Below are 24,417 nucleotides of genomic sequence, written 5' to 3'. Positions count from 1 at the left end.
TATGTAAATGGATTCTTTGTATCAACAATTTTTAAATCCAACATCAGAGTATTCACCAATGCCATTTTGGTTTTGGAACGACCGGCTAGACAAGGAAAGGTTACAAAATCAAATAGAAGATTTTCAACATAAAGGTGTAGAAGGCTTCGTTTTACATCCGAGAATAGGTATACCTGAACAAACAAAATATTTATCAGATGAATTTATGGAATATGTAAAGATTGCCGTTGAAGAAGCAGACAGGCGTAATATGCATGTTATTTTGTATGATGAAGCCATGTATCCTTCTGGAGCTGCTAACGGAAAAGTTGTAGAACAAAACCCTACATTTGCAAGTAGAGGACTGTCAGCTAAAGTTGTAGATCAACTGGATCATACCCTTGAGGTACCCTTAGAAAGAGATGATCACGTAGTAGCTGTTTATTTAGCTGCGAAAAACGGAAAGGACAGCTTTGATTCAGAATATATTAGCTGTCTCTATCCATTGAATGCTCAAGTAGTTGAAATAGGAGATGGAAAAATTTCCATATCTGACGAAGTTATCAAGTCCTATTTTCAAGTACAAAATCGTAAAAAAGAAGATTATGCATGTATATTATTGATTGAAGGTTATACAGACGGAACTATTCGAGGAATTCACAGGGATCAAGATGACGGACAAAAACGTGCACCACGTTCAGCAGATTTATTAAATCCAGAGGCTGTGCAAGCTTTTATCGATATTACACATAGAAGATATGAGGAGGTAGTCGGAGAATATTTTGGAAATACCATTTTTGCGATGTTTACCGATGAGCCGGATATCACAGGAAGAAATGCTAAACATGGATGTATAGCATGGACAAATAATTTTGAGAGATATTTATATCATGAGGGTTTACATGTTGAAGACTTACTAGGCTTGTTCTTTGATATAGGTGAAAAAACAAAAGAAGTGAAGCAAACTTATGAAAAAGCGATTGATAAGCGCATGTTGGAGACATATTATATGCCGATATCAGAGTGGTGTGAAGAAAATAAACTATTCTTAACAGGGCATCCAGCTAAAAGTGATGATATTGGTCTATTAAAGCCATTCACTATTCCTGGGCAGGATGTAGTTTGGAGATGGGTAGCACCAGAAGAGGAAAAAGGAATAACGGGTACCCATTCAACAGCAGGCAAATGTGGCAGTGATGCCGGTAGACATTATCAGCGCAGACGAAATTTAAATGAATATTTAGGTGTTTGCGGTATTGATAATAGTTGGAATCTTTCGGCATCTGATATGAAATGGTATACCGATTGGTTAGCTGTAAGAGGAGTGAACTTATTTTGTCCACATGCCTTTTACTATTCTGTAGAAGGTAGAGAAAGGAGCCATGAACGTCCGCCTGATGTAGGTCCGAATAATGTCTGGTGGCCGTATTATCGATATTTTAGTACGTACATCAAAAGGGTCAGCTGGCTTATGACAGATAGTGTAAATCAAGCGGAAATCGCAATATTAGCTTTGAATAATCGCTTGCCATGGAAAATGGCTAAGTATTTTTATGAACATCAAATAGAATTTAACTATTTACACGAGTCATTATTTACAGATCATCAAGTCAAAACGTTAGAAGGGCGCCTTGAAGTTGGTCAACAATCATACAATGCTGTTGTTATTGATGAAATGGAGTTATCATTATTTGACCAGACTGTACTTGAACAATTAACAACTTTTATGTCACAAGGCGGAAAGGTTTATATCGTGACAGACAAACCAGGAAAAGAAGAATTGGCTAATGCAAGTTATATATCGCCAACTGATGAGAATACGATCGATGCACATTTTTCACCATATCGTCATGTAAGAATCGAAGGAAATAATCAATCGATCAGAATGACAAAAATTAAGAAAAGTGGACGATTGTTTTATTTTATAACAAATGAAGGTGACACTCATTTTAATGGGAAAGTAAATTTTGTCTCAGATCAACCGACAACTGAATGGAATCCCTGGACAGGTGATGTCCAGTCTCTTTCAAATGAACATATTCTAGATCTGCCAAGACGCGAATCAATTATTTGGTGTGTGGAGGACAACATCGTCTCTGCTCAAAGTAATAATATCACTCAAATAGTGGACATTACTCCAAACTTAGTAGTCCAGGATAAAGCTGAAGGTGTTTGGAATCGGACAGAACTATGTGATTGGAGCAAATGTGATGAATTACAATATTTTTCTGGTACGATTGAATATTTATTTAGCTTTGAATACCATGGAGAACATTTGGATCAAGTTGATATAGATTTAGGAGAGGTATACGAGATAGCAGAAGTTTCCCTTAATCAATTAGAATCAAAGGTCAAAATGTGGGCACCTTATCAATTTTCATTTTCGGGTGAGCAGTTGCGACAAGGTGAAAACTTACTTTGTGTTCGCATTACAAATAACAGTGCCAATCAAATGGATCGACAATTATTGCCGTCTGGATTAATTGGACCTGTAAGAATAAAAGGAAAAGGACTGAGAGGATGAAGGCAAGATTCTTCTTGGCAAGTGATTCTACTTGTCAATCTTATACAGACAAAGATGCCCCACAAGCAGGGTGGGGACAATTTTTACCAGAATACTTGAATGGATATTCTGTCATCAATCATGCAATTGGTGGAAGAAGTTCCAAGACTTTCATAGAAGAAGGTAGATTAAAAGAAATCGATCTTGAAATAACAGAAGGCGATTATTTGCTTATACAATTGGGACATAATGATTCAACAAAAGAAAAACCGGAAAGATATACAGAACCTTACAAAGAATATAAGGAGTATTTAAAGCAATTTATCGAAGTTGCAAGGTCAAACAAAGCTACTCCGATATTAATTACGCCAGTTGCACGCCTACATTATGTTGCTGAAGAGTTTTTAGCTGATTTTGGTGATTATTGTAATGCAATGAAAGAAGTTGCAGAAGAAGAAGGATGTCTAATTATAGATTTAATGACGTTGAGTATTCATCACCTAATAGACATTGGTATTGACGAAGCAAGAACATATTATATGGTTGATGTGAATGGAACAGATCATACTCATTTTACCGAAAAAGGTGCTAATCAAATCGCAATGATTATCGCAAAACAATTACAATCAATTATAACATCATAACAAGCTGTGATAAATTCCCCGTACTTATGCAGTATGGGGAATTATGTCATTATGAGACAGATGTGAGCCAATTGAGGAACAAAATGTAACAAGTTGTAAGAGATTAGCAGAAATTGGTGTATCAATATGCTTGTTTGTTTGGAAATTCCAAAGGAAAGACCGCCAAATAGCAGGTTGCAAAAAAGTGTTATATCGAAAAAAAAAGTGTTAAAACGATTGTATAAACCCTTACATATCAAAGTTAGACAGCATTTTTATGTCAATGAACAAAAATTGAATATTGATGGAAAAATGAAAGCGTTTTATATTTGGTTCAACGACACACATTGATTCCTTTTCAAAATTTCCAAAAGAAAAGGGGGAAACAAAAATAACATTCATTTTGTGAAAAAGAAAAAGGGAATGTGTTAGTCGAATATGACTTAGTCACTTAGTCAATTTCAGGGAGGGTCAAAATGAAATCAAAATTTCTTCGTTATTTATTAATGGCTTTATTTTTAGTTGGAATATTAGTAGTTACTGGTTGTAGTGATGATAGTGATACGGCAGGTAGTGATAGTGACTCAGGAAGTGAAGAAACAGGAGAGGATTCTGGTGAAAGTTCTGAAGAAAGAATGGAGTTGCGTGTGTTTGTACCGACTTTTTCTACAGAACCACCAACAGATGATAGTCCTGTCTTAAAGAAAATAGAAGACTATACAAATAAAGACATTACAATGGAATGGATTCCCAACAGTAATTTAGAAGATAAGTTCAATATCACCTTATCATCAGGAGACTTACCGCATGTAATGATGGTCCCTAATAAATCACCAAGTTTTATCAGTGCAGTAGAAGACGGAGCATTTTGGGAATTAGGACCTCATTTAGAAAATTATCCAAATTTAAGTCAAGCTAATGATATTGTTTTGAAGAATAGTTCGATTAATGGAGACATTTATGGAATTCCTCGTACACGTGATTTAGGTCGTAATGGTGTCATTATTCGTAAAGATTGGCTAGAGAACCTAGGTTTAGAGGAGCCGAAAACAATTGATGATTTTTATAATATGTTAAAGGCATTTTCTGAAGAAGACCCAGATGGAAATGGAAAAGATGATACGTATGGTGTGGTAGTTTCAAAATATGAAGGACCATGGGATGTAATGCAAACATGGTTTGGCGTACCAAATAAATGGGGTGAAGATGAAAACGGTGAATTATACCCATTCTTCATGGACGATAACTACTTGGAAGCATTAAACTTCTTTAAAAAGCTTTACGATGAAGGTCTTGTGAATGAAGATTTCGCGGTAATGGATCCAGCACAATGGTCTGATCCTGTGGTATCTGGTGAAGCAGGAGTTCAAGTAAATGTATTGGATGAAGGTCATCGAATTCAAGAAAAAATTATTGATGCAAATCCTGATAATACAGATCCAATCACAGTAATAAAATCCGTAGAAGGTCCTACTGGACTACACAATTTACCGACATCTGGTTATTCAGGTATGCTTGCTGTTTCCAAAACATCAGTTAAGTCAGAAGAAGAGTTGAAGCAAGTGCTTGATTTCCTTGACAAAATGAATGATGAAGAAGCACAAATTCTTGCAGAGAACGGTATCGAAGGAAAACATTATGAGATAGTAGATGGAGAATATCAATCAAAAATAAAAGATGATCCAGCACTAAAAGCAGAAGTAGATGGATTTAACCAAATGTTAATGTATCTTCCAGAAGCTAAATCGCTTTCACCTAGTTCATCACCATTACGTCAGCTAGAAAATCAATTAATGGTCGAGAATGAAGATATAGTTGTTGCTAACCCAGCAGAATCATATATTTCAGAAGTATACTCTAAAAAAGGTCAGCAACTTGACAATATTATTTTTGATGCACGTATTAAATATATTGTTGGGCAAATCGATGAAGCTGGACTAGAAGAAGCGGTAGAGCGTTGGAAAAGCTCTGGCGGTACAGAATACATGGAAGAAATCAATCAATTACACAAAGATGCTCAGAAATAATAGTTTAAGTATAACTAGTAAAAAGCAGGTCTTGTAACCTGCTTTTTACTTCAAATAATAGGTTAAGAGGGGATTCGATGGAAAATGTACACGAAAATAAGATAAACAGTGTTGGCCAGCGAAAGAAAAGTAAATGGAGTCAAATATTAAAAGAAAAATGGCTCTATTTTATGCTATTACCAGGATTAGCTTATTTTATTATCTTTAAGTATGTCCCGATGTGGGGGATAATTATTGCTTTCCAAGATTATTCACCTTTTCTCGGAGTATGGCAAAGTGAATGGGTAGGGTTTGAACATTTTCAATACTTCTTTTCAAATCCTGATTTTTTACGATTATTAAGAAACACGTTTATATTAGCACTATATGACCTTGTCTTCTTTTTCCCAGCACCAATCATTTTATCGTTATTGCTGAACGAAATAAGGTTAAGTGTCTATAAACGTACACTGCAAACATTTGTATATGTACCTCACTTTATGTCGTGGGTAATTATTGCAAGTATCAGCTATGTATTTTTGACAACAAGCGGAGGCGTAGTAAACGATATACTTGGAGGCTTTATAGGTACAGAAGTTAATTTCTTGTCAAGTCCTGACTGGTTTAGACCGATGATTATCGGACAAATTATTTGGAAAGAAACAGGTTGGGGTACAGTAATCTTCCTAGCAGCGTTAGCAAGTGTTGATCAAGAACAATATGAAGCGGCTATTGTTGATGGTGCCGGTCGATTCCGTAGACTCTGGCATGTTACCTTACCAGCATTAAGAAGTACAATTGTAATTTTATTAATTTTAAGACTGGGTAATTTTCTAGACACAGGCTTCCAGCAAATATACTTAATGTCCAACTCGTTAAACCGTAGTGTAGCAGATGTATTTGATACATATGTATACTTTGTCGGTATTACCGAAGGGGCATTTAGTTACAGTACTGCTGTTGGTTTATTTAAGTCTGTTGTAGGTATCGTTTTAATTGTTGGCGCAGATAGATTTGCTAAAAAATTAGGTCAAAGTGGTTTATTCTAACCTAATCAACACGAAGAGGAGGGGTTAAACATGCACAAAATGCATAATACAGGTCCAGGAAGAGTATTTGATGTTTTTAATCACATATTTTTGGCGGTAGTTGCGATGATTACTGTTGTTCCATTTTTATATATTGTAGGTGGGTCATTTGCATCTGAGTCAGAACTTGCTACAAGGTCATTTTTTGTCATCCCACATGAATTTACAACCAATGCTTATAATTATATCTTTTCAACAGATGCGGTACTTCGAAGTTTAGGTATATCCATCTTAGTAACCGTATTAGGTACACTTGTAAGTATGCTCCTAACGCTTACTATGGCTTACCCATTATCGAGACCAAATATGATAGGGCGTAACTTATTTTTGAACTTAGTTTTGTTCTCCATGCTTTTTGGTGGGGGTATGATTCCTACTTATTTACTTGTAAAAGGGTTAGGTTTATTAGATTCCATTTGGGCGTTAATTTTGCCAGTGGCGATTAATCCATTTAATTTAATTATTGTGAAAACGTTCTTTCAACAACTGCCGAAAGAACTGGAAGATGCATCGAAAATGGATGGCTGTACAGAGTTGCAAACATTTTGGAGAGTTATGTTGCCACTATCAAAACCAGTAATAGCGACTTTTACATTATTTTATGCGGTATTCTATTGGAACGATTTCTTCAATGCTTTACTTTATTTAACAGATACATCAAAATGGCCAATTCAATTATTACTTCAACAGTTAGTAATGGTTGCAAATACAGGTTTAGGGGACTTACAAGAGGCCTCTTTATATGAACCACCTGAAGAATCAGTTAAGTTAGCGGTTATCGTTGTAGCAACTGTTCCAATTTTAATGTTCTATCCGTTTTTACAAAAGCACTTTGCCAAAGGTGTCATGCTAGGTTCAGTGAAAGGATAGTATACCATGCCTAACTATTAACTCGGACAGAAGCTGTATGGATATATCTACTTCTGTCCGTGAATAAGAAGGATTAGAACAAATGACTATCATATGAGATGAGGTAGTTGTTTGTTTCCGTCTTTCATAGGTTTTAAGTACTTACGAAAAAGATTTAAGAAAATTGTTTCTAGTTTATATTGTAAGATGTAATTTGTTTTAAGAATTGGAGGAAATGGATAGTGAAAAATATAACCTTTGAAGCACAAGAAACACTTTATGAAAATGAGTTAACCGGAGCAGATTCTATAGAAGATTGGGTAAAAGAAGGCAAGGTAAAAACAAGTTCTTGGAACAATAAGTTAGTATTGGAAAATATGCTAGATCCAGAAGAATTTGGTGACCATGCTCATTGGTTGTTATGGTGTCCAATCGAATTTCCAGATAAAATTATGATAGAGTGGGATTTTTATCCATTAGAAGAACCTGGTCTTTGTATGATGTTCTTTTCTGCAACCGGAAGAAAGGGAGAAGATCTATTTGACTCATCACTGCCGAAACGAACAGGTTATTATCCAGACTACCATTCAGGTGCGATAAATACATTGCATTTATCCTATTTTAGACATAAACATGCAGAAGAACGTGCTTTTCGGACGTGTAATTTACGTAAAAGTCATGGATTTCATTTAGTAACACAGGCAGCTGATCCATTACCACCAGTGGAAGATGCTATTAATCCATATCATATGAAACTGATAAAATACGAGCAATACGTTCATTTTTATATTAATGATTTACATGTACTTGAATGGGAAGATGATGGATCAACTTATGGACCAATCTATCAAGGAGGAAAAATAGGTTTTAGACAAATGGCACCTATGAAAGCAGCTTATGCGAATCTGTCGATAAAAAAAGCCATGAAGAAAACCTAATAGGGGGCATTTAAATGTTAGGAAATGGATTTATAAGCAAGTTTTATTTCTTTGGGGAAACCGTACTATTGTTATTATATGTTAATTTTTTGTGGGTCTGCTTTACGCTTGCAGGTGCTATTATATTCGGTTTTGGCCCAAGTACTGTTGCAATGTTTACAATTTTTAGAAGATGGTCCAAAGGTGAAGAGGATATACCTGCATTTAAAGTGTTTTGGCAAACCTATAAAAAAGAATTTAAGCGAGCTAATGGATTAGGTCTGCTCATCCTTCTATTTACATATATGCTATATATAAATTTCAACTTTCTACAATTGGACAATGAATGGATGCAGCAAACGATAAAGAATGTGTTAATATTTGTTTCCATTGTTTTCGGAATTATGGTGATTTATATTTTTCCGATGTATGTCCATTATGATAACAAATTATATAATTATTTTAAAAATGCAATTTTAATTACGATTTATTCACCAATCCGAACCATTTATTTAATAGCAGCATGTTTAACCTTATACTATTTGTATTTTACGTTACCAGTATTCCTATTTTTCTTTGGCGGAAGTTTGTCTAGTTTAGTCATTATGTGGATCACTTATCGAACTTTTTTAAGATTAGAAATAAAACAAGAACGGCTTCAAGAAACGGAAGCATAATATGTGGAGGAGTTTAATCAATGACGAAAACACAAGCAGAAATAGAACCAGTACTATTAAGAAAACTTGATTTATCAAAGTCCGGTAAAAATTGCAAAATGTTTCTCGGTGATCTTACTGGAGATGGAAGAAAGGACTTGCTAATGGTTCAACCTGATGGAGGTATTGATGATAGATATGTACCACATCAGGTAGAAGCGATGACAGCGTTTGACTTGGAAGGTAATATCTTGTGGCAAGTTGGTACCCCAAGTAAGTCACCAGGCGGTCCTGGTAGTGATTATCCTGTACAAATATATGATATTGATGGGGATGGCTATAATGAAGTCCTCTGTGTGATGGAAAAACAATTCTTCATCCTTGATGGTAAAACAGGCCAAACGAAAAAAAGTTATACCTTACCGAGTGAAGAAGCACATGATTGTATTATCATTGCGAATTTAACAGGTAATTCCTTTCCGCAAGATATCATTTTAAAAGATAGGTATCATCAAATGTGGGCACTTAATAACGATTTTGAATTGTTATGGACACATAAAGGAAATATAGGTCATTTTCCTTGGGTGTTTGATTTTGATGGGGATGGAAAAGATGAAGTAATGGCTGGATATGATTTTCTTGATTCTAATGGTGAAAAAAAGTGGTCTTGTCAACCCTTAGATGATCATGCAGATTGTATTTGGGTCGGGAAAGTGCAGCCAGAAAATAAGGATTATCAACTAGTGATCGGTGGTAGTGTTACCGTCCTTTATGATTGGAATGGTACTGAATGTTGGCGTTATGAGGGATCAATTGAATCACAGCATATCTGTCTAGGAAAGTTCAGACATGATGCTAATGGTTTGCAAGTTGCTGGCTTAGATCGAATTATACGTGGTACCAACTATTCAGATGGGAAAGACGGTATCTTTTTGTTAGATGCAAACGGTCAAGAAATTTGGAAGGAAAATAGAGAAACGGGTGGATGGCTTACTATTATTGATACTATCCGGAATTGGGATGATAACGATTTGGATTATATTTTAGCATATCGACGTGGTGGTGGAATATACCCCACTATTTATGATGGATATCAAAATGTAGTTACAACATTTCCAGTTGATGGTTATGCCAGTTTTAATGATTTAACCGGTTCTGGTTACAACCAAGTTATTATTTTTGATCAAACATCCGTATATATTTATGGAAGTTCTCAAGTAGATTTATCCAAATCAGATAAAGATGATACTTTGATACAAGAAAAACGAGCATACTCTGTTACTTTATATCCAGGTGGAGAATATTTGGAATAATGAATGTCCATTATGTGCATTTGATCTGATTCGAATTTCAGCGGATTCACCCTAATAAATCACATGTAAATCAATCAAAAATGTTAGTTGGAAGTCATCCAACTAACATTTTTGTTTTTTTATGATCATACATTAGGTTTCAAGATTATGAAACTATACAAGTCTTATTTAACAATGTTGACTCTGTTAACTTTGAGTAGCAATGATATTACTTATCTATCATACTTTAAATTTCTTCATCATTTCTTGTAATTCTTCAGATAGTTGTTTTAATTCATCTGAGGTAGTAACAAGTGACTCGCTAACTTTTAATTGTTCCTCTGTCGTAGCAGATACTTCCTCGCTAATTGCAGAGGATTGCTGTGCTGTTGCACTTACCTGGTGAATTGTAGAAGTTAATACTTCCTGTGAGTCTCTTAATTGCTGAATAGATTGGGTAACTTGTTGAATCTTGCCGGTAAATGTACCCATGCTCTCACCAACACCATTTAATATCACTTGTGTATCAACTGCTTGGGTTACTTGTTCTTTGAAACGTGGTGTTGCTTCCTCTAAAACTCCCAAAGTTTCATTCACTTCATTCACGATACCTGTCGTTATTTCTTCCACTTTATCAATGGAATCTTTAGATTGGGTGGAAAGTTTTCTAATTTCATCCGCTACTACTGCGAAACCTTTTCCAGCTTCTCCAGCACGTGCTGCTTCAATTGCAGCATTTAGTGAAAGTAAGTTTGTTTGTTGTGCAATGTTAGTAAGCATTTCCATCACTTGATTGATCTGTTCAGTACTTTCTTTCAATGTATCGACTTTTTCGACAAGTGCATTTGTCATTTGTTCGCCATCTTTAGTTTTAGTAACTAACTCGTCCATTTTTTCTAAACCTTCATGACTACGTTCTAACACTTCTACTGCATGATTTTCCATTTCACTATTATTGGCGAATACATTTTCTACTTCGTCATGAATGTTGGCTGCTAATGTATTTCCCTTTTCCGCTTCATCTGTTAAGCCTGTAGCACCACTAGCAATTTCTTCAGACGCAGCAGCTACTTCTTTTGCTGATTGTGATTGCATTTGTGAAATATCAGTTAATTCAATCGCAGCATTTAATACTTTGTTTGCCGATTCTCTCGTTTGGTGCATCATTCCTGCTATATTTTCAAGCATTTCATTAAAACCTTTTGCCAGTTCTCCTATTTCATCCTTGCGTGATGTATCATTTGATCTAACTGTTAGATCACCATTTTTTGCAGAATCCATTAACGTTGATATATGTGCAATAGGGCGTGCAATAGTTTTGACGATACCGTTTGCAATAAAAATAGAAATCACTAATGACAAGATAACGATTCCGGCAGTTACGTAAAAAATAATGGTTGTATCTTTTGTTAATTCAGACTCGGAAACAGATCCTACTAAATACCAGTCCGTTACTTCTGAATCGTGTTGAAAAATAAGTTGACCATTATTTTCAATCATATTTTCTTCAGAATCAACTGCAATTTGATAATCATAAGGTTGTGTCATTTCTTCGTGATCAAAAGAAAAAACTACCTCATTATTTCGATCTACAATACTAACTAAGCCTTCTTCACCAAATTTAACATCCTGTAGAGCTTCTTCAAATACAACTGTAGCTAATTCAACTACTAAAATGTACTCTGTGCCATTTATTCTTAGTTTTTGTCCGAAAGCAACTGTAGGATTTTCTTGAGTACCACTTATTCCCTTAGCGAGACCACCAATCCATGCAGTAGAATCTTCTGATTCAAGTGATTCTTTATACCAGTCGGAACTAAAAACAGATTCTTCTGAGAGCGTTTCCGAAGATGAAATTAATCTTTCCTTTTCAGTATGTAGTAGGTAAAGACTTACATTATTATCAATCATAGTTATTTGAGTTAACGCATCATCAATCGTACTTTTTAAATTGAAATAATCGAAATTATTGGTATCTTCAAAACGATCCAGTTCAGCTAATGTATTACTAAAATTATCAGCCATTAAAATTTCTGTCACGCGATCTTTATATTGCTTCATTAAATAATCGAGTTTATCACCAGATTGGACAATTGTTTGTTCAGAAGCTTCAGTTACTTTATCTTTAATAATATTGTTAGATATAAAATAAGAAGCAATTCCAACGATCAATACACTGATTAATACTGTTACTAATATACTTATTAGTATTTTAGTACTGACTGAATCTTTTTTGGATACACTTGTATTTTGTATAATTTGTTGTGAAGCTTTAGAATTCTTGTTTCCCCCTTTTTTCTTAAGTTTACTTGTGCTGTTTCTTATCTTGTCCGACATGTTTAGTAATGATTGTTTTGTTTTCTTGATACCGCTTTTACTCCTGCTTATAAATTTGTTTGCCATAATAAGTCCTCCGTAGTTCTTGTTTTTAGTAAAGGCTTTCAAAAGAATTAAACTGGGTATATAATCTTGGTGCTTCATTAACTATTAATCATAAATGATTAGTTCAAATAGATTATAACATGTTTAGAATTAATTAACGACAAGAAATGGCAAACTTTTTACCTATCGGCTAAATAAGGACTAAAGAACTATAAAAACCGCAAAAAATTTTGGCTGGGACAAATCAATTTTTTCCTCTCCAAAGACGAATAATGTAATGAATTAAAATGATCTTAAGAAGGACTATGTGTAGTAACTGATGAGGTGTAATTTTTGATCAAAGTGGTAATTTTGACATGTGTAAAATGCTTAAAAACCGCTACGGCTTGCCCACTTCACTAAAAAATTTCTACAATAATGTTAGTGGTAGCATTTCCATTCTTATTTATTGATTCATGGTGCTAACCGTCTGTAAGCCCCCACTCACTTTTATATATAATAAGCTTTTCGAAAGTTCAAAAAGCCAACTGTCATAAACGTTGTAGAACTTTTTTTGCGGAGGCGCCCGCTTTCACTCCTGTGGGAATATTTTCTCTGAAGATCCACTTTTCCGAGCGGTCTTTGCTTGGAAAAGTTAGCTGAAGATAAAACCCCACGGAAAGGAAGCGGGCAGCCGGAGCGGATGTTTAGCAGTTCAAACCATTTCAAGATTGACCCCAAAGTTATGGGGCATTATCTTCCTATTATGCAATTAAAAACTCCGAACGATAACAAATTCTAATCGTAGAATTCGCATATAATCGTTCGGAGTTTACTTTTATCAAATCACTTTTGGCCCAGCCTCATTTATGAATTTTGCTACACGTTATTTGCAATGATCACCGTCACAAAAACTGCCTTGTTGAAGATTTAAATTTTCTAATTGATTATTTTCTTCTTCTGCTACTTTTTCTAATGCTTGCATAAAAGTTTCAATCGGCTGAGCTCCAGAGACAGCATATTTTTTGTTAAAAACAAAGAATGGAACACCTGTAACTCCTAATTTTTGTGCTTCGGCTTCATCTTGTCTTACTAATTCGGAGTGGATTGTATTATCATCCAAAATTCGTTTAACTTCTTGTTGATCAAAGCCAAGCTCATCTGTAATAGACTGAAGCGTCTCTTTATCACTAAGATCTTTTGACAAAGTAAAATAATGATAAAGCATGGTATCTACATATTCTGCTTCTCGGTTAAGGTTTGCAGCATATTTACTTAACCGATGTGCATCAAATGTATTGCCTGGTTTCATTGTATCAAAGACAAAGTCCAAGCCTAACGCTTTCGCTTGTTCACCAATTTGCTGATTGGCTTGTTTTGCTTGATCAATTGTCATATTGTACTTAGCAGCTAATGATTCATGTATATTTTTTCCGGAATATTTAGCTGCATTGGGATCTAATTCAAAGCTTTTATATTGAATCGAAACATCTAATTTCTGTGGGAATCTTTCCAATGCCTGTTCTAACCTTGTTTTACCAATATAACAAAATGGACAAACAAAATCTGACCATATTTCAATTTGCATAAAAAACACCTCTCTTAAGCTTCTATCTTATTCTGACACACATATATCAGTTAAAGAAAGCAATTTGCTTAAGGAGGTGTTAGCTGTTATTTATCGTGTTTGTCTTTTTCTGTGTTTTCTTCTTCCGTTATTTCTTCGATAATTTCTTCTTTCATATCATCATATATTTTTTCTTTGAAATCGTCATACAACTCTTCTTTCATTTCATCGTAAATTTCTTCTTTAATGTCATCATAAAAATCATTTTTCATATCTTGATAAATATCTTCTTTGACGTCATCTTTAAAATCATCACGGATATCTTCTTTTACTTCAACTTTAAATTCATCTTTAAACTCACTTTTTACACGCTTTTCACGTCTTCTTCTATGAAGCCTTTGATCAAGTTTCCAATCCTTACCTAATGTGATAATGATGGAAATAATCATGAGAACCATCACTATCGCGAAAGGTAAAGCTGCAATTATCGAGGCAGTTTGAAGTGCACTTAAACCGCCACCCCCACTAAAGAGTAGTACACTTGCAGCACCAGCGATCAATAGTCCCCAAATTAATTTAACAGAGTTTTTTGGTTCTAGATCACCGTTAGATGTCATGGAGCCCAGTACAAACGATGCTGAATCGGCTGATGTTATAAAGAAAATCAAGATTAAAAGTATCGCCAATGTATTTGTAATAAAGCTTAATGGAAGTTCAGCAAGTACTGCAAACAGTGCTAATTCAACTTGTGAATTGATTAAATCTGAAAGTCCACCAGCTCCGTACATTTCGATATTTAATCCGGTGCCACCAAAAGTGGTAAACCATATGATAGCAAGTAATGAAGGAACTATTAGTACACCTGCCATAAATTCCCGTATAGTTCTTCCTTTGGAAATACGAGCAATAAACATTCCCATAAATGGAGCCCATGAAATATGCCATGCCCAAAAGAAGATGGTATTCGTACCTAACCATTCACTTTCTGAAAAAGGTGTTAATGTTAGTGCCATCGGTATGACATTTGTTATATAACCACCTAATGTTGTAACAAAATTTTCTGCAATAAATAATGTAGGTCCGACTATAATAACAAATAATAATAGTAATCCAGCTACTACTAAGTTAATATTACTTAAAATTTTTATCCCTCGATCAAGACCGCGAACTGCTGAAAGCATAAATAATACTGTGACAATGCAAATAATGACTAGCTGTGTCCATGGTGAGTTAGGGATGGGTGTGATATGAGATAATCCACCTGTAATTTGCATCGCGCTAAGACCAAATGTTGTTGCGACCCCTGTACAGGTTGCAATTACTGCTAATGTATCGATCGTCTTCCCAGCCCAGCCATTTACTCTGTCACCTAAAATAGGGTGAAATGCTGAACTGATTAATGCAGGACGATCTTTTCGATACTGTACGTAAGCTAAAGTCATTCCAACGATAGAAAAAATAGCCCAAGGATGTAATGCCCAGTGATAAGAGCCGTATCGTAAACCGGCTAACGCTGATTCTCTTGTACCTGGTTCATACCCAAGTGGTGGGTCCATATAATATAAAACTGGTTCTGCAACTCCCCAGAATACAAATCCAACACCAATACCAGCAGCAAATAACATTCCGATCCATGAAAACCATGAATATTCCGGTCTATCTTCTGGTTTTCCTAAACGTATTTTTCCATAAGGACTTAAAGCTAACGTAATCACAAATACAACAAACAGGGCAGTGATTAGCATATAGAACCAACCAAAGTTTGTAATCATCCATTCCAGCCCTTCATTCGCTGCTTTATTTAAGGATGATGGTGATATAGCGCCCCAAAGTACGAACATGGTAACTAAAATGGTAGAAGTAATAAATACGATGCCAATTTTACCGACATTATCTTTAATGGATTTCTCATCTTTCATATGTACCTATGTCATTTCTTTGCTGACATAGTTCCCCCTTTCAAATTGTAAATCTATTTTATGCCTAATTGTTATTCCCCGATTTTTTTACATCTAACCATTATTTTTAGCATGGACATATTTATCAAAAATAACAAAATTATTTAGACACTTTCTTTTTCACCTCACCGATTATAAAAATAAGAGAACATCCATGTCAAACGCCAAGGCATGAAGGGAGGTCGTTGCATATTTTAATATGAGTCCTTACTATGCACTGATTTAAAAAGAAAGACTATACTGCTTAGTGACTCGAATGTAAATCAGAGGAGGTGTTCGATTAATGGAAGATTTATTGTATTTACTACCAGAGGATTTTCATTTTATCATACCAGCTCTCTGGTTTATCGGATACGCATGTAAAAGAACACCCTTTATACCTGATTGGCTGATCATCTGGATTTTATTGACCATTGGAGTCCTAGCAGCATGTAATTTATATAGTTGGAACATACGGTCAATAGCAGAAGGTATCATTGCAACTGGATTGGCTGTGTTTAGTCACCAAATTGTGAAGCAAACATTTAATAGAGTAGAGGAATAATAAGGGAGGGGAGATTATGGCGGAATTTCGCGGGTTTCAAATTACAAGTTCTTATGGATACAGGACACACCCCATAAGGGGATCAAGAGATATTCATTCTGGTGTTGACTTAGTCAAATCACATAAAGCACCAATCCATCCATTTACTTCAGGAACAGTTATTTATGCTGGGTTTGGTAAAAGTGGTACAGGCTTAGGAGGATATGGAAATGTAGTGTTAATAAGAGATAGAAATAATAACGCGCAGCTTTATGCACACCTTGATTCTGTCGCTGTAAAAAGCGGTCAATCCGTATCAAAAAATCAAGTGATTGGTTATCAAGGAGCAACTGGATATGTAACAGGATCACATTTGCATTTCGAAGTACGCAAAAAGGTAGAAACTGCTCCACCATATGGATATCGTGCCAATAAATCAGCTTCTACCTTAAATCCTATTTCATATGTAAACCAGTTTAGTTCTAATGCAATTTTAAAAGAAAAAATAAGTGGAACAGACGTGCGTAATCTACAAAGAGAATTAATAAAGCTCGGTTTCAACCTAAATAAATATGGTGCTGACGGTGTGTTTGGAAATGAAACTGAATCAGCAGTAAAAGCGTTTCAACGATCTGAAGGTATAAAAGTGGATGGAATTGTGGGTCCAGTAACTAGAGCAAGGTTGGACAAAAAAACCACGCTAGTAGCTAATTATCCTGGAATTATAAAAAGGGGAAGTCGGGGAGAAATTGTTGAAATTATTCAACGTAAAGTAGGAGCTAAAGTCGATGGTATTTTTGGACCAAAGACAGAGCAAAAAGTAAAGCAATACCAAAGGCGAAACAATTTACAAGTGGATGAAATAGTAGGTCCAGAGACATGGCAAGAGTTATTCTAAAAGGAGGGAGACCTCCTTTTTCTTTTGCGAAATTTATGGGAAAGAAAATATGTACATAAAACATAAACTGTAAAATTCAGGAATGATTATAGAGGAAGTCAAATCAATTATGTCTTATTAGCGATTTTTGTAGTCGATTTTTTTGTCGTTATATGAAGTGGACTACTGGCTAAAATCAAATAAAGTAGATTATCTATAAAACTGACTTTTAATAGTCAGTATTTTGGTGCAGTAGATAAATTTTCTAGTTGGAATGTGATACATAGTAAAATAACCTTTTTATTTGGTTTAGTAAAAAAATAAGGATAAAAGAGCATGTACATGAAAATGAAAGAATAAGATTAATGTTCACGTTTTCATCGGGTTTTGTCTATTTTGTGAAATGTGTTATGATTCGTTCTGTTCATTTCGGAAAATTTCTCTGAGGGGATCAGAGAAGCCAAAAAATTAGAAAGAGGTGCTTCATGAACATAGCAAAAATTAAACAAGATTGGTTTGGAAACGTGAGAGGAGACGTTTTAGCCGGTATAGTAGTAGCATTAGCGTTAATTCCGGAGGCGATCGCCTTTTCGATTATCGCTGGTCTAGATCCGATGGTAGGGTTGTATGCATCGTTTTGTATTGCAGTCGTGATTGCGTTTGTCGGTGGCAGACCAGGTATGATTTCTGCAGCAACAGGCGCAATGGCGTTGTTGATGGTTACACTGGTAGCTGATTATGGTTTGCAGTATTTACTAGCAGCTACAATCTTGACTGGTGTACTACAAATTTTGTTCGGTATTTTTAAATTAGCAGCAGTAATGAAATTCGTACCACGTTCGGTAATGGTAGGGTTTGTTAACGCACTAGCTATTCTTATTTTCACTTCACAATTAGAACACTTTAAAGGTGAAGGATGGATTATGTATGGTTTAGTTGCCTTAACTTTAGCAATTATTTATATTTTTCCAAGAATTACGAAAGTTGTACCTTCTACTCTAGTAGCAATCATAGTAGTAACTACTTTAGCTATTTACTTTGGATTTGACGTACGTGCTGTAGGAGATTTAGGAAATTTAAGCTCTGAACTTCCGGTATTTTTAATTCCGGATATTCCGTTGACGTTTGAAACATTAGCAATTATTTTCCCATATTCTTTATCACTTGCGATAGTAGGTTTACTAGAATCCTTGTTAACGGCCAACATTGTTGATGATATGACAGATACAGAGAGTGATAAAAATAAAGAAAGCCGTGGACAAGGTATAGCAAACATTGTATCAGGGTTCTTTGGTGGTATGGCTGGATGTGCGATGATCGGTCAGTCCGTAATTAATGTAAAATCAGGTGGCCGTGGTCGATTATCAGCTTTAGTTGCTGGTGTATTTTTAATGTTTTTGATCTTTGTTTTAGGAAATATTGTGGTGCAAATCCCAATGGCTGCACTTGCTGGTGTCATGATTATGGTATCGATCAGTACGTTTGATTGGTCCTCTGTGAAAAACCTTCACAAAGTCCCTAGAACAGATGCAGCTGTTATGGTGATCACAGTCGGGACTGTAGTGGTAACACATGATTTATCTAAAGGTGTATTAGCCGGTGTACTTTTGAGTGCCATTTTCTTTGCGGCCAAGATATCAAAAGTGAAAGTTACCCAAATTGTAGCAGTCGAGGGTAAGAAGAAGGTTTATAAAGTAGATGGTCAAATATTCTTTGCTTCAGTTAATGACTTAATTGCAAAATTCAATTTTAATGAGGAAATTGATGAGGTAGAAATTGATTTAAGCCTTGCTCATTTATGGGATGATTCTGCCATTGGTGCTTTAGACAAAATTGAATCGAAATTTGAGCAGAATCATGTTAAAGTGTCTTATACAGGTTTGAATGCGGAAAGCAAGCAATTGAAGAAGAAAATCGGTGGCTTATCAAAAGCTTCAGGTCATTAATGGATAAATGAGGTGGAGAAATGTATCAAAAGATATTATTAGCAGCTGATGGATCAGATCACTCAATTAGAGCTGCATCTCATGCAGTAAAGATTGCTAAGATTGATCAAGGTAAAATAGATATTGTATATGCAGTGGATGGCAAAACATCGAAAGAGGATGTCTTGCACGGTTTAGATAAATATGATGTAAAAAAAGAAAGGCAAGAAAAAATAAAACCAGTAATGGAAGTAATCGAAGAAGCCGGTTTGGAATGTGAAACACATGTAGTTCATGGTGAACCGGGTCCTGCAATCGTAGACTTTGCTAACAAAAATGGATATGATTTTGTTGTAGTAGGAAGTCGAGGATTAAATCAAGTCCAAACGATGATACTAGGCAGTGTCAGTCACAAAATTGCCAAACGAGTACATTGTCCAGTATTAATAGTTAAATAATCTAAAGAGATAACAGGTTTAACATGATATCTGTTATCTCTTTTTTTTGCCAATAATGGAACCGTTTCAAACAAGAAGCTACGGCTACCAGTAAAGTAGTGTTATCTAAAAATAAAACAATTGTCTTTTCACGATAGATTTTAAAGAATAACCCCTACCAAAAAATATGTTATGCTTGTAAGTAACTTTAAAAAAGCGGTGATTATATTGTTAAAAGATACTGGAGAACGAGTTATTCCGGAGAAGATGGACATTACGAATGAATTATTAATAGAACACATTGCTCGTTATCATTTCTCAGTTCCGCATGTTCATGGACGTGTTTTAGATTTTGCCACTGGTGTCGGGTATGGTACACATATTGTTGCAAAAAAATGCAAGGAAAATATCGATGAAATTATTGGTGTTGATATTGATCCTGATGTGATTAAATATGCGAAAGGAAATTATTATCATCCCAAATCGAATTACACGGTAGCAGATGTAACAGATCCTACATTACCTAATCAATTAGGTATATTTGATGTCATTTTAAGCTTTGAAACTATTGAACATATTGAAGATGAAAGTCAATTTACGGATAATATTTATCATTTACTTAAACCTGGTGGGACATTGATTTTGTCAACGCCTTTCGGTGAAGGTAAGGGAAAACGATGTGGTTCACCATTCCATGTACATCAAATGACAGAAAATGAATTTTTGTCTATGTTTAATCAGTTCCCAAAAAAGAGGTTTTTTTATCAAAAAGGCGCATTAATAGAGCCAATGGAGGGTACCCAAATGGATCATAAACCTCTTGGTATCGTCATTGCGTATAAATGACCAACTACACTTTTAAGGAGAGTGTAGTTTTTTAGTCCTTTAGAACTGTTTGTTTGTTACGTATAGTAATATTTAAATGATAATGGTAATATGTAAGGGGGAATTATATACTACAAAGGGAAGGGGACAAACATGAAGAAGTTTCAGCAAATTAAATACAAATTACCCGTTATTATGATTTTACTATTATTTATTCCAATGGGGGTTGTTGGTTACATAGCCTATGAAAAGACAGCGATACTGGAAAAAGCAATAATACAAAAAGATGATATCGTAGAAATGTCACCAAAATACCAAGAAACCTTTGAAAAATATGAAGCGTTTCTAACTTCACTTACAGAATCAGAGGAATTAAACTATGAAAAGGTTTCCACCTCTGATCTCCAAGATGCAAACTATTCTCATATGCCTACAGTTAATGATCCCAAATTAACGAATTACTATGAAAGTTACTTAACAGAGCAAGCTCAAAATGATGAATATATAATTAATTTATATTTAGGAACCACTGAGGGTGCTTTATATTTAAATAACATTCCAGATAGTGATGTGAATTTGAATAATTACGATTCAACTGCAACAGATTGGTATAAACAGGCTGTTCAGTCACCAGATGAAGTAATATGGACGCAACCTTATATTGATACAGCTTCCGGAAAGCCAGTGATCACTTTAGCAAAGGCATTTTACGGAAGTGACAATGAATTAATTGGGGTGGGAGCAATTGATTTTGATATGTATCTTATTGCTTCTAATATGCGACAGGATCTTGTTACATCGACTCTTATAACGATCGGTATCTCTATTATTTTAGGATTAGCATTAGTTACCTTGATCGTAAGAACGATAAATTATAATATTTCGACGATCAAGAAGGAATTGAACCTATTAGCACAAGGTGATCTCTCAGGAGAGGAAGTCACGGTAAAAAGCAATGATGAATTTACTGAATTGGCGAAAGCGATGAATCAAATGAAAGAAAACTTGTATGAAATGATTAACAAAGTGATGATGGCTACTGGTCGTGTTATGGAGCAGAGTGGTACGCTAAATCAATCTGCAGATCAAGTGCGTGAAGGCAGTGAACAAATCGCAGCAACAATGGAAGAGTTATCGTCTGGAAGTGAATCACAAGCAAATCATGCATCTGACTTAGCCGGATCGGTAGAGCAATATAATCGTAAAGTGAAAGAAGTAGCGAATCAAGGATATCAGGTTGCTAATGAGTCAGAAGATGTTATGAATCTTAGTCAGGGCGGTCGTGAAGATCTTGAGAAGTCAGTCAACCAAATGAGAACGATATATCAGATGGTACAAGATTCTTATCAAAAAGTATCAGGGTTAGATAAGCGTACCGAAGAAATTGATAAAATTGTAATTGTGATTAAAGAAATTGCGGAGCAAACTAATTTACTTGCATTGAATGCTGCTATTGAAGCAGCTAGAGCAGGTGAAGCAGGAAAAGGTTTTGCAGTCGTTGCAGATGAAGTTCGAAAGCTTGCAGAGCAGGTAACTGATTCTGTTACCGAAATAACCGGGCTGGTTTCGAATATTCAAGATGAATCAGGACAAGCTGCTCAGTCATTGGAATCCGGTTTTAAAGAAGTTGAAAACGGTACGGAACAAATGGAGAAAACAGGTGAAACATTTACCCAAATTAACCAATCCATCACCGATATGGTAGATCGTGTGAAACATATGGTGAAAAATTTGGAAGAAGTAAATGAAAATAGTGTGGAAATGAATAAATCGGTTGATGAAATTGCTGCTGTAAGTGAAGAGTCTGCAGCTGCCGTTGAGGAGACAGCCGCATCAGCCGAGGAAACTAATCATTCTATGGAAGAAGTCACCAAAAGTGCCAATGAACTAGATGGATTAGCAGATGATTTACAAAAACAAATTCAAAAGTTTAAAATGATTTAAATATAGAAGAGATAGACTTTCATTGTCTGTCTCTTCTTTTTTAAAAGGAAAGTTTAAAAATAGTGAAGAGTACATGTCCAAGACTAAGGAAATCGCATTATTTTGCCGAAGCATTTCTAAGCACTCATCATTAATCAGAATGGAATCAGCCTACACAAAAATGAATGTTAACTTGTTCGCAGTTGTTATCTTGTACGATATGGACCCGGCTGGATAGTCCTGTTTTCTTAATAGAATAATAGCTTTATTTTATTAAGTTAAAAGGATAGAATGGTATTATAGATCATTCTACATATATCGACACTTTTTTGAAAGGTGGTTATACTATTGATTAACGGGATGGAAACTATGTTTTTAAATATATTGAATGTGGGAATTAAGGATCAAGTTTATGCTATGAAAGCGGTTAACGGACGATTTATTTATGAGTTTGTTAATGACGCCGTATTAGAAAAAACAGATATAACAAGAACATGTATCGGGATGTCAGTAGAGCAAGTTTTGCCGAGTACACAAGCAAGCTTTTTAATCGGTAAATATCGAGAAGTGTTAGATGAAAAAGATATAGTAGAATATGCGGATAGCTATTCAGCAAACTCAAAAACAAACTATTCTAATACTACATTAACGCCAATAATAGATAAGCAAGGAAATGTTCAACTAATTGTCGCTGTTGTACAGGATGTTACAAAGCAAAAAGAAGCTGAACAAGAATTACATCAAATATGGAATGAACTTAACAAGAATAAAAAATGGTATCAATCCTTATTTAAAGACAATCCAGATGCGATTATTTCCTTTGACTTAGAAGGAAAAATTATTAATGGTAATCCTCAAGTCAAAGATGTTACAGGTTATCATTCGGTTGAACTAATAGGAAAGTCCATTAATATGCTTTTAGATCAACAAAGTAATGAGAAGTTTGATAACTTGATACTAAAATCGCATTCTGAACAATTAGATTCGATTGAAATAAAAGTTAAACATTGTTCAAATGCTCTAATACCAGTAACTGTAAAAATAACCCCATTAATTTTAGATGATAAAGTCGAAGGATTTTATGCTATTTTTCATGATATGACAAAGGAGAAAGAATCCGAAAAGAAACTACAAGAAAGTGAAGAACGTTTTCGGATAATTGCTGAGAATGCCCATGACTTAATTGTGTTGTTGAACCATCAAGGTCGTATTATATATGCTTCACCTTCATTTAAAAGAATTGTAGGATTTTCTCAGGATGAATATTTAGATAAAATCTTTCTCCACAATATTCATCCTGAAGATCAAGAAAGCTTACATGAATTAGTCACTGGCTCGATCAAAGAAGGAAAACCCTTCTCTGTACAAAATAGACATTACACTAATCAGCAATCCTACATTTGGGTGGAAGCAAATGGAACTCCTGTGTTTGATGAGCAAGGTAATTTTAAACATATGGTCGTTCTGGCACGTGATATTACGATTCAAAAAGAATATGAAGAAAAACTTGAACACGGTGCTATGTATGATTATTTAACAGATCTACCAAACCGAAGATTATTCACGCAGAAATTAAAGGAAAGTTTAGATAGTCTAAAAGACAATATGCTTGCTGTATTGATGTTGGATCTTGATGATTTTAAAAATATTAATGATACGTACGGTCATGATGTTGGTGATAAGGTTATTGTTGAATTTGGCAATAGAATACAACAATTACTTTCTAAGCAAGATATAATAGCAAGACTGGGTGGTGATGAGTTTATCATTATGCTACCAAACATTCAATCTATTAATTATGCAGTAGAACTATCAACCAAAATTAAAAAGGCGATGGCAGAGGAATGGGTGATAGAAACTAACCATTTTTATATGACGACAAGTATAGGAATTTCCAGAATAGATTCTAAGCAATTAAATAAAGATGCTTCTCTCTTGCTCAAACAAGCTGATATTGCACTATATGAAGCGAAACGAAATGGAAAAAACGGATTTTATGTCTATCAAGAATCGCAATCATAGCATTCGTTTTTCTCAAAAATGTTTTGAATTTTCGGAATTGGGTATATAGAACTAAATAATGAATATAACATCAAAACAATTTAGAG

General features: G+C 34.9%; 18 protein-coding genes. 15 read left to right on the top strand and 3 right to left on the bottom strand.

The annotated features are described in order from the left end of the window. The first annotated feature begins 7 nt into the window (after positions 1-7). The 8 genes from ACTWP4_RS19300 to ACTWP4_RS19265 all read left to right on the top strand — a co-directional run bounded on the left by ACTWP4_RS19300 (position 8) and on the right by ACTWP4_RS19265 (position 9,934). Entirely contained in the window at positions 8-2,503 is a 2,496-nt protein-coding gene (locus tag ACTWP4_RS19300; protein ID WP_443130421.1) for a glycosylhydrolase-like jelly roll fold domain-containing protein, read from the top strand. Then, positions 2,500-3,126: a rhamnogalacturonan acetylesterase gene (locus ACTWP4_RS19295; RefSeq protein ID WP_443130420.1), complete on the top strand. Its 627-nt coding sequence runs from the start codon at positions 2,500-2,502 to the stop codon at positions 3,124-3,126. Before ACTWP4_RS19300 ends, ACTWP4_RS19295 begins: the two co-directional genes overlap by 4 nt. Positions 3,127-3,581: 455 nt before the next feature. Then, complete coding sequence (locus ACTWP4_RS19290) at positions 3,582-5,132, top strand: extracellular solute-binding protein (RefSeq protein WP_443130419.1); 1,551 nt, start codon at positions 3,582-3,584, stop codon at positions 5,130-5,132. A 77-nt stretch (positions 5,133-5,209) separates the two neighbouring features. Beyond that, the gene (locus ACTWP4_RS19285) at positions 5,210-6,160 is read left to right on the top strand and encodes an ABC transporter permease (RefSeq protein ID WP_443130418.1); all 951 of its coding nucleotides are present in this window, start codon (positions 5,210-5,212) and stop codon (positions 6,158-6,160) included. A 30-nt stretch (positions 6,161-6,190) separates the two neighbouring features. Then, entirely contained in the window at positions 6,191-7,069 is an 879-nt protein-coding gene (locus ACTWP4_RS19280; protein WP_443130417.1) for a carbohydrate ABC transporter permease, read from the top strand. A gap of 221 nt (positions 7,070-7,290) precedes the next feature. After that, on the top strand, positions 7,291-7,986 hold the full coding sequence (locus ACTWP4_RS19275; protein WP_443130416.1) for a DUF1961 family protein: 696 nt from the start codon (positions 7,291-7,293) through the stop codon (positions 7,984-7,986). A gap of 14 nt (positions 7,987-8,000) precedes the next feature. Continuing rightward, entirely contained in the window at positions 8,001-8,642 is a 642-nt protein-coding gene (locus ACTWP4_RS19270) for a YesL family protein (protein WP_443130415.1), read from the top strand. 20 nt (positions 8,643-8,662) lie between these two features. Further along, complete coding sequence (locus tag ACTWP4_RS19265; RefSeq protein ID WP_443130414.1) at positions 8,663-9,934, top strand: hypothetical protein; 1,272 nt, start codon at positions 8,663-8,665, stop codon at positions 9,932-9,934. A 219-nt stretch (positions 9,935-10,153) separates the two neighbouring features. Here ACTWP4_RS19265 and ACTWP4_RS19260 read toward each other — a convergent pair whose 3' ends face one another. The 3 genes from ACTWP4_RS19260 to ACTWP4_RS19250 all read right to left on the bottom strand — a co-directional run bounded on the left by ACTWP4_RS19260 (position 10,154) and on the right by ACTWP4_RS19250 (position 15,760). Next, entirely contained in the window at positions 10,154-12,316 is a 2,163-nt protein-coding gene (locus ACTWP4_RS19260; RefSeq protein WP_443130413.1) for a methyl-accepting chemotaxis protein, read from the bottom strand. An 844-nt stretch (positions 12,317-13,160) separates the two neighbouring features. Then, entirely contained in the window at positions 13,161-13,862 is a 702-nt protein-coding gene (locus tag ACTWP4_RS19255; RefSeq protein WP_443130412.1) for a DsbA family oxidoreductase, read from the bottom strand. A gap of 86 nt (positions 13,863-13,948) precedes the next feature. Further along, positions 13,949-15,760, bottom strand: coding sequence for a BCCT family transporter (locus ACTWP4_RS19250; protein WP_443130411.1), 1,812 nt, complete (start codon positions 15,758-15,760; stop codon positions 13,949-13,951). A gap of 322 nt (positions 15,761-16,082) precedes the next feature. Here ACTWP4_RS19250 and ACTWP4_RS19245 point away from each other — a divergent pair, with 322 nt between their 5' ends. The 7 genes from ACTWP4_RS19245 (at position 16,083) to ACTWP4_RS19215 (ending at position 24,331) form a co-directional block, all read left to right on the top strand. Beyond that, positions 16,083-16,343: a phage holin family protein gene (locus ACTWP4_RS19245; protein WP_443130410.1), complete on the top strand. Its 261-nt coding sequence runs from the start codon at positions 16,083-16,085 to the stop codon at positions 16,341-16,343. A 16-nt stretch (positions 16,344-16,359) separates the two neighbouring features. Continuing rightward, positions 16,360-17,220 (top strand): peptidoglycan-binding protein, encoded by an 861-nt coding sequence (locus tag ACTWP4_RS19240; RefSeq protein WP_443130409.1) that lies wholly within the window; start codon positions 16,360-16,362, stop codon positions 17,218-17,220. A 464-nt stretch (positions 17,221-17,684) separates the two neighbouring features. Beyond that, positions 17,685-19,145 (top strand): SulP family inorganic anion transporter, encoded by a 1,461-nt coding sequence (locus ACTWP4_RS19235; RefSeq protein ID WP_443130408.1) that lies wholly within the window; start codon positions 17,685-17,687, stop codon positions 19,143-19,145. A gap of 20 nt (positions 19,146-19,165) precedes the next feature. Beyond that, positions 19,166-19,582 carry a universal stress protein gene (locus ACTWP4_RS19230; protein ID WP_443130407.1) on the top strand — a complete coding sequence of 139 codons (417 nt, stop codon included), beginning with the start codon at positions 19,166-19,168 and terminating at the stop codon, positions 19,580-19,582. A 207-nt stretch (positions 19,583-19,789) separates the two neighbouring features. Beyond that, positions 19,790-20,407, top strand: coding sequence for a class I SAM-dependent methyltransferase (locus tag ACTWP4_RS19225; RefSeq protein WP_443130406.1), 618 nt, complete (start codon positions 19,790-19,792; stop codon positions 20,405-20,407). Positions 20,408-20,539: 132 nt separating this feature from the next. Further along, positions 20,540-22,330 (top strand): methyl-accepting chemotaxis protein, encoded by a 1,791-nt coding sequence (locus ACTWP4_RS19220; RefSeq protein WP_443130405.1) that lies wholly within the window; start codon positions 20,540-20,542, stop codon positions 22,328-22,330. A gap of 327 nt (positions 22,331-22,657) precedes the next feature. Beyond that, positions 22,658-24,331, top strand: a complete 1,674-nt coding sequence (locus ACTWP4_RS19215; protein WP_443130404.1) for a PAS domain S-box protein — start codon at positions 22,658-22,660, stop codon at positions 24,329-24,331. Positions 24,332-24,417 lie beyond the last annotated feature (86 nt).

The organism is Gracilibacillus sp. D59 (assembly GCF_052246695.1).
GTDB lineage: Bacteria > Bacillota > Bacilli > Bacillales > Amphibacillaceae > Gracilibacillus.
The sequence above is the reverse complement of the archived record's forward strand: the minus strand, read 5'-3'. Positions and strand labels throughout refer to the sequence as shown.

Coding starts and splice junctions, on each gene's coding strand:
- ACTWP4_RS19265 (WP_443130414.1), top strand. CDS start 8,663: ATGACGAAAACACAAGCAGAAATAGAACCAGTACTATTAAGAAAACTT.
- ACTWP4_RS19295 (WP_443130420.1), top strand. CDS start 2,500: ATGAAGGCAAGATTCTTCTTGGCAAGTGATTCTACTTGTCAATCTTAT.
- ACTWP4_RS19280 (WP_443130417.1), top strand. CDS start 6,191: ATGCACAAAATGCATAATACAGGTCCAGGAAGAGTATTTGATGTTTTT.
- ACTWP4_RS19240 (WP_443130409.1), top strand. CDS start 16,360: ATGGCGGAATTTCGCGGGTTTCAAATTACAAGTTCTTATGGATACAGG.
- ACTWP4_RS19245 (WP_443130410.1), top strand. CDS start 16,083: ATGGAAGATTTATTGTATTTACTACCAGAGGATTTTCATTTTATCATA.
- ACTWP4_RS19285 (WP_443130418.1), top strand. CDS start 5,210: ATGGAAAATGTACACGAAAATAAGATAAACAGTGTTGGCCAGCGAAAG.
- ACTWP4_RS19250 (WP_443130411.1), bottom strand. CDS start 15,760: ATGAAAGATGAGAAATCCATTAAAGATAATGTCGGTAAAATTGGCATC.
- ACTWP4_RS19300 (WP_443130421.1), top strand. CDS start 8: ATGGATTCTTTGTATCAACAATTTTTAAATCCAACATCAGAGTATTCA.
- ACTWP4_RS19270 (WP_443130415.1), top strand. CDS start 8,001: ATGTTAGGAAATGGATTTATAAGCAAGTTTTATTTCTTTGGGGAAACC.
- ACTWP4_RS19230 (WP_443130407.1), top strand. CDS start 19,166: ATGTATCAAAAGATATTATTAGCAGCTGATGGATCAGATCACTCAATT.
- ACTWP4_RS19290 (WP_443130419.1), top strand. CDS start 3,582: ATGAAATCAAAATTTCTTCGTTATTTATTAATGGCTTTATTTTTAGTT.
- ACTWP4_RS19260 (WP_443130413.1), bottom strand. CDS start 12,316: ATGGCAAACAAATTTATAAGCAGGAGTAAAAGCGGTATCAAGAAAACA.
- ACTWP4_RS19220 (WP_443130405.1), top strand. CDS start 20,540: ATGAAGAAGTTTCAGCAAATTAAATACAAATTACCCGTTATTATGATT.
- ACTWP4_RS19235 (WP_443130408.1), top strand. CDS start 17,685: ATGAACATAGCAAAAATTAAACAAGATTGGTTTGGAAACGTGAGAGGA.
- ACTWP4_RS19255 (WP_443130412.1), bottom strand. CDS start 13,862: ATGCAAATTGAAATATGGTCAGATTTTGTTTGTCCATTTTGTTATATT.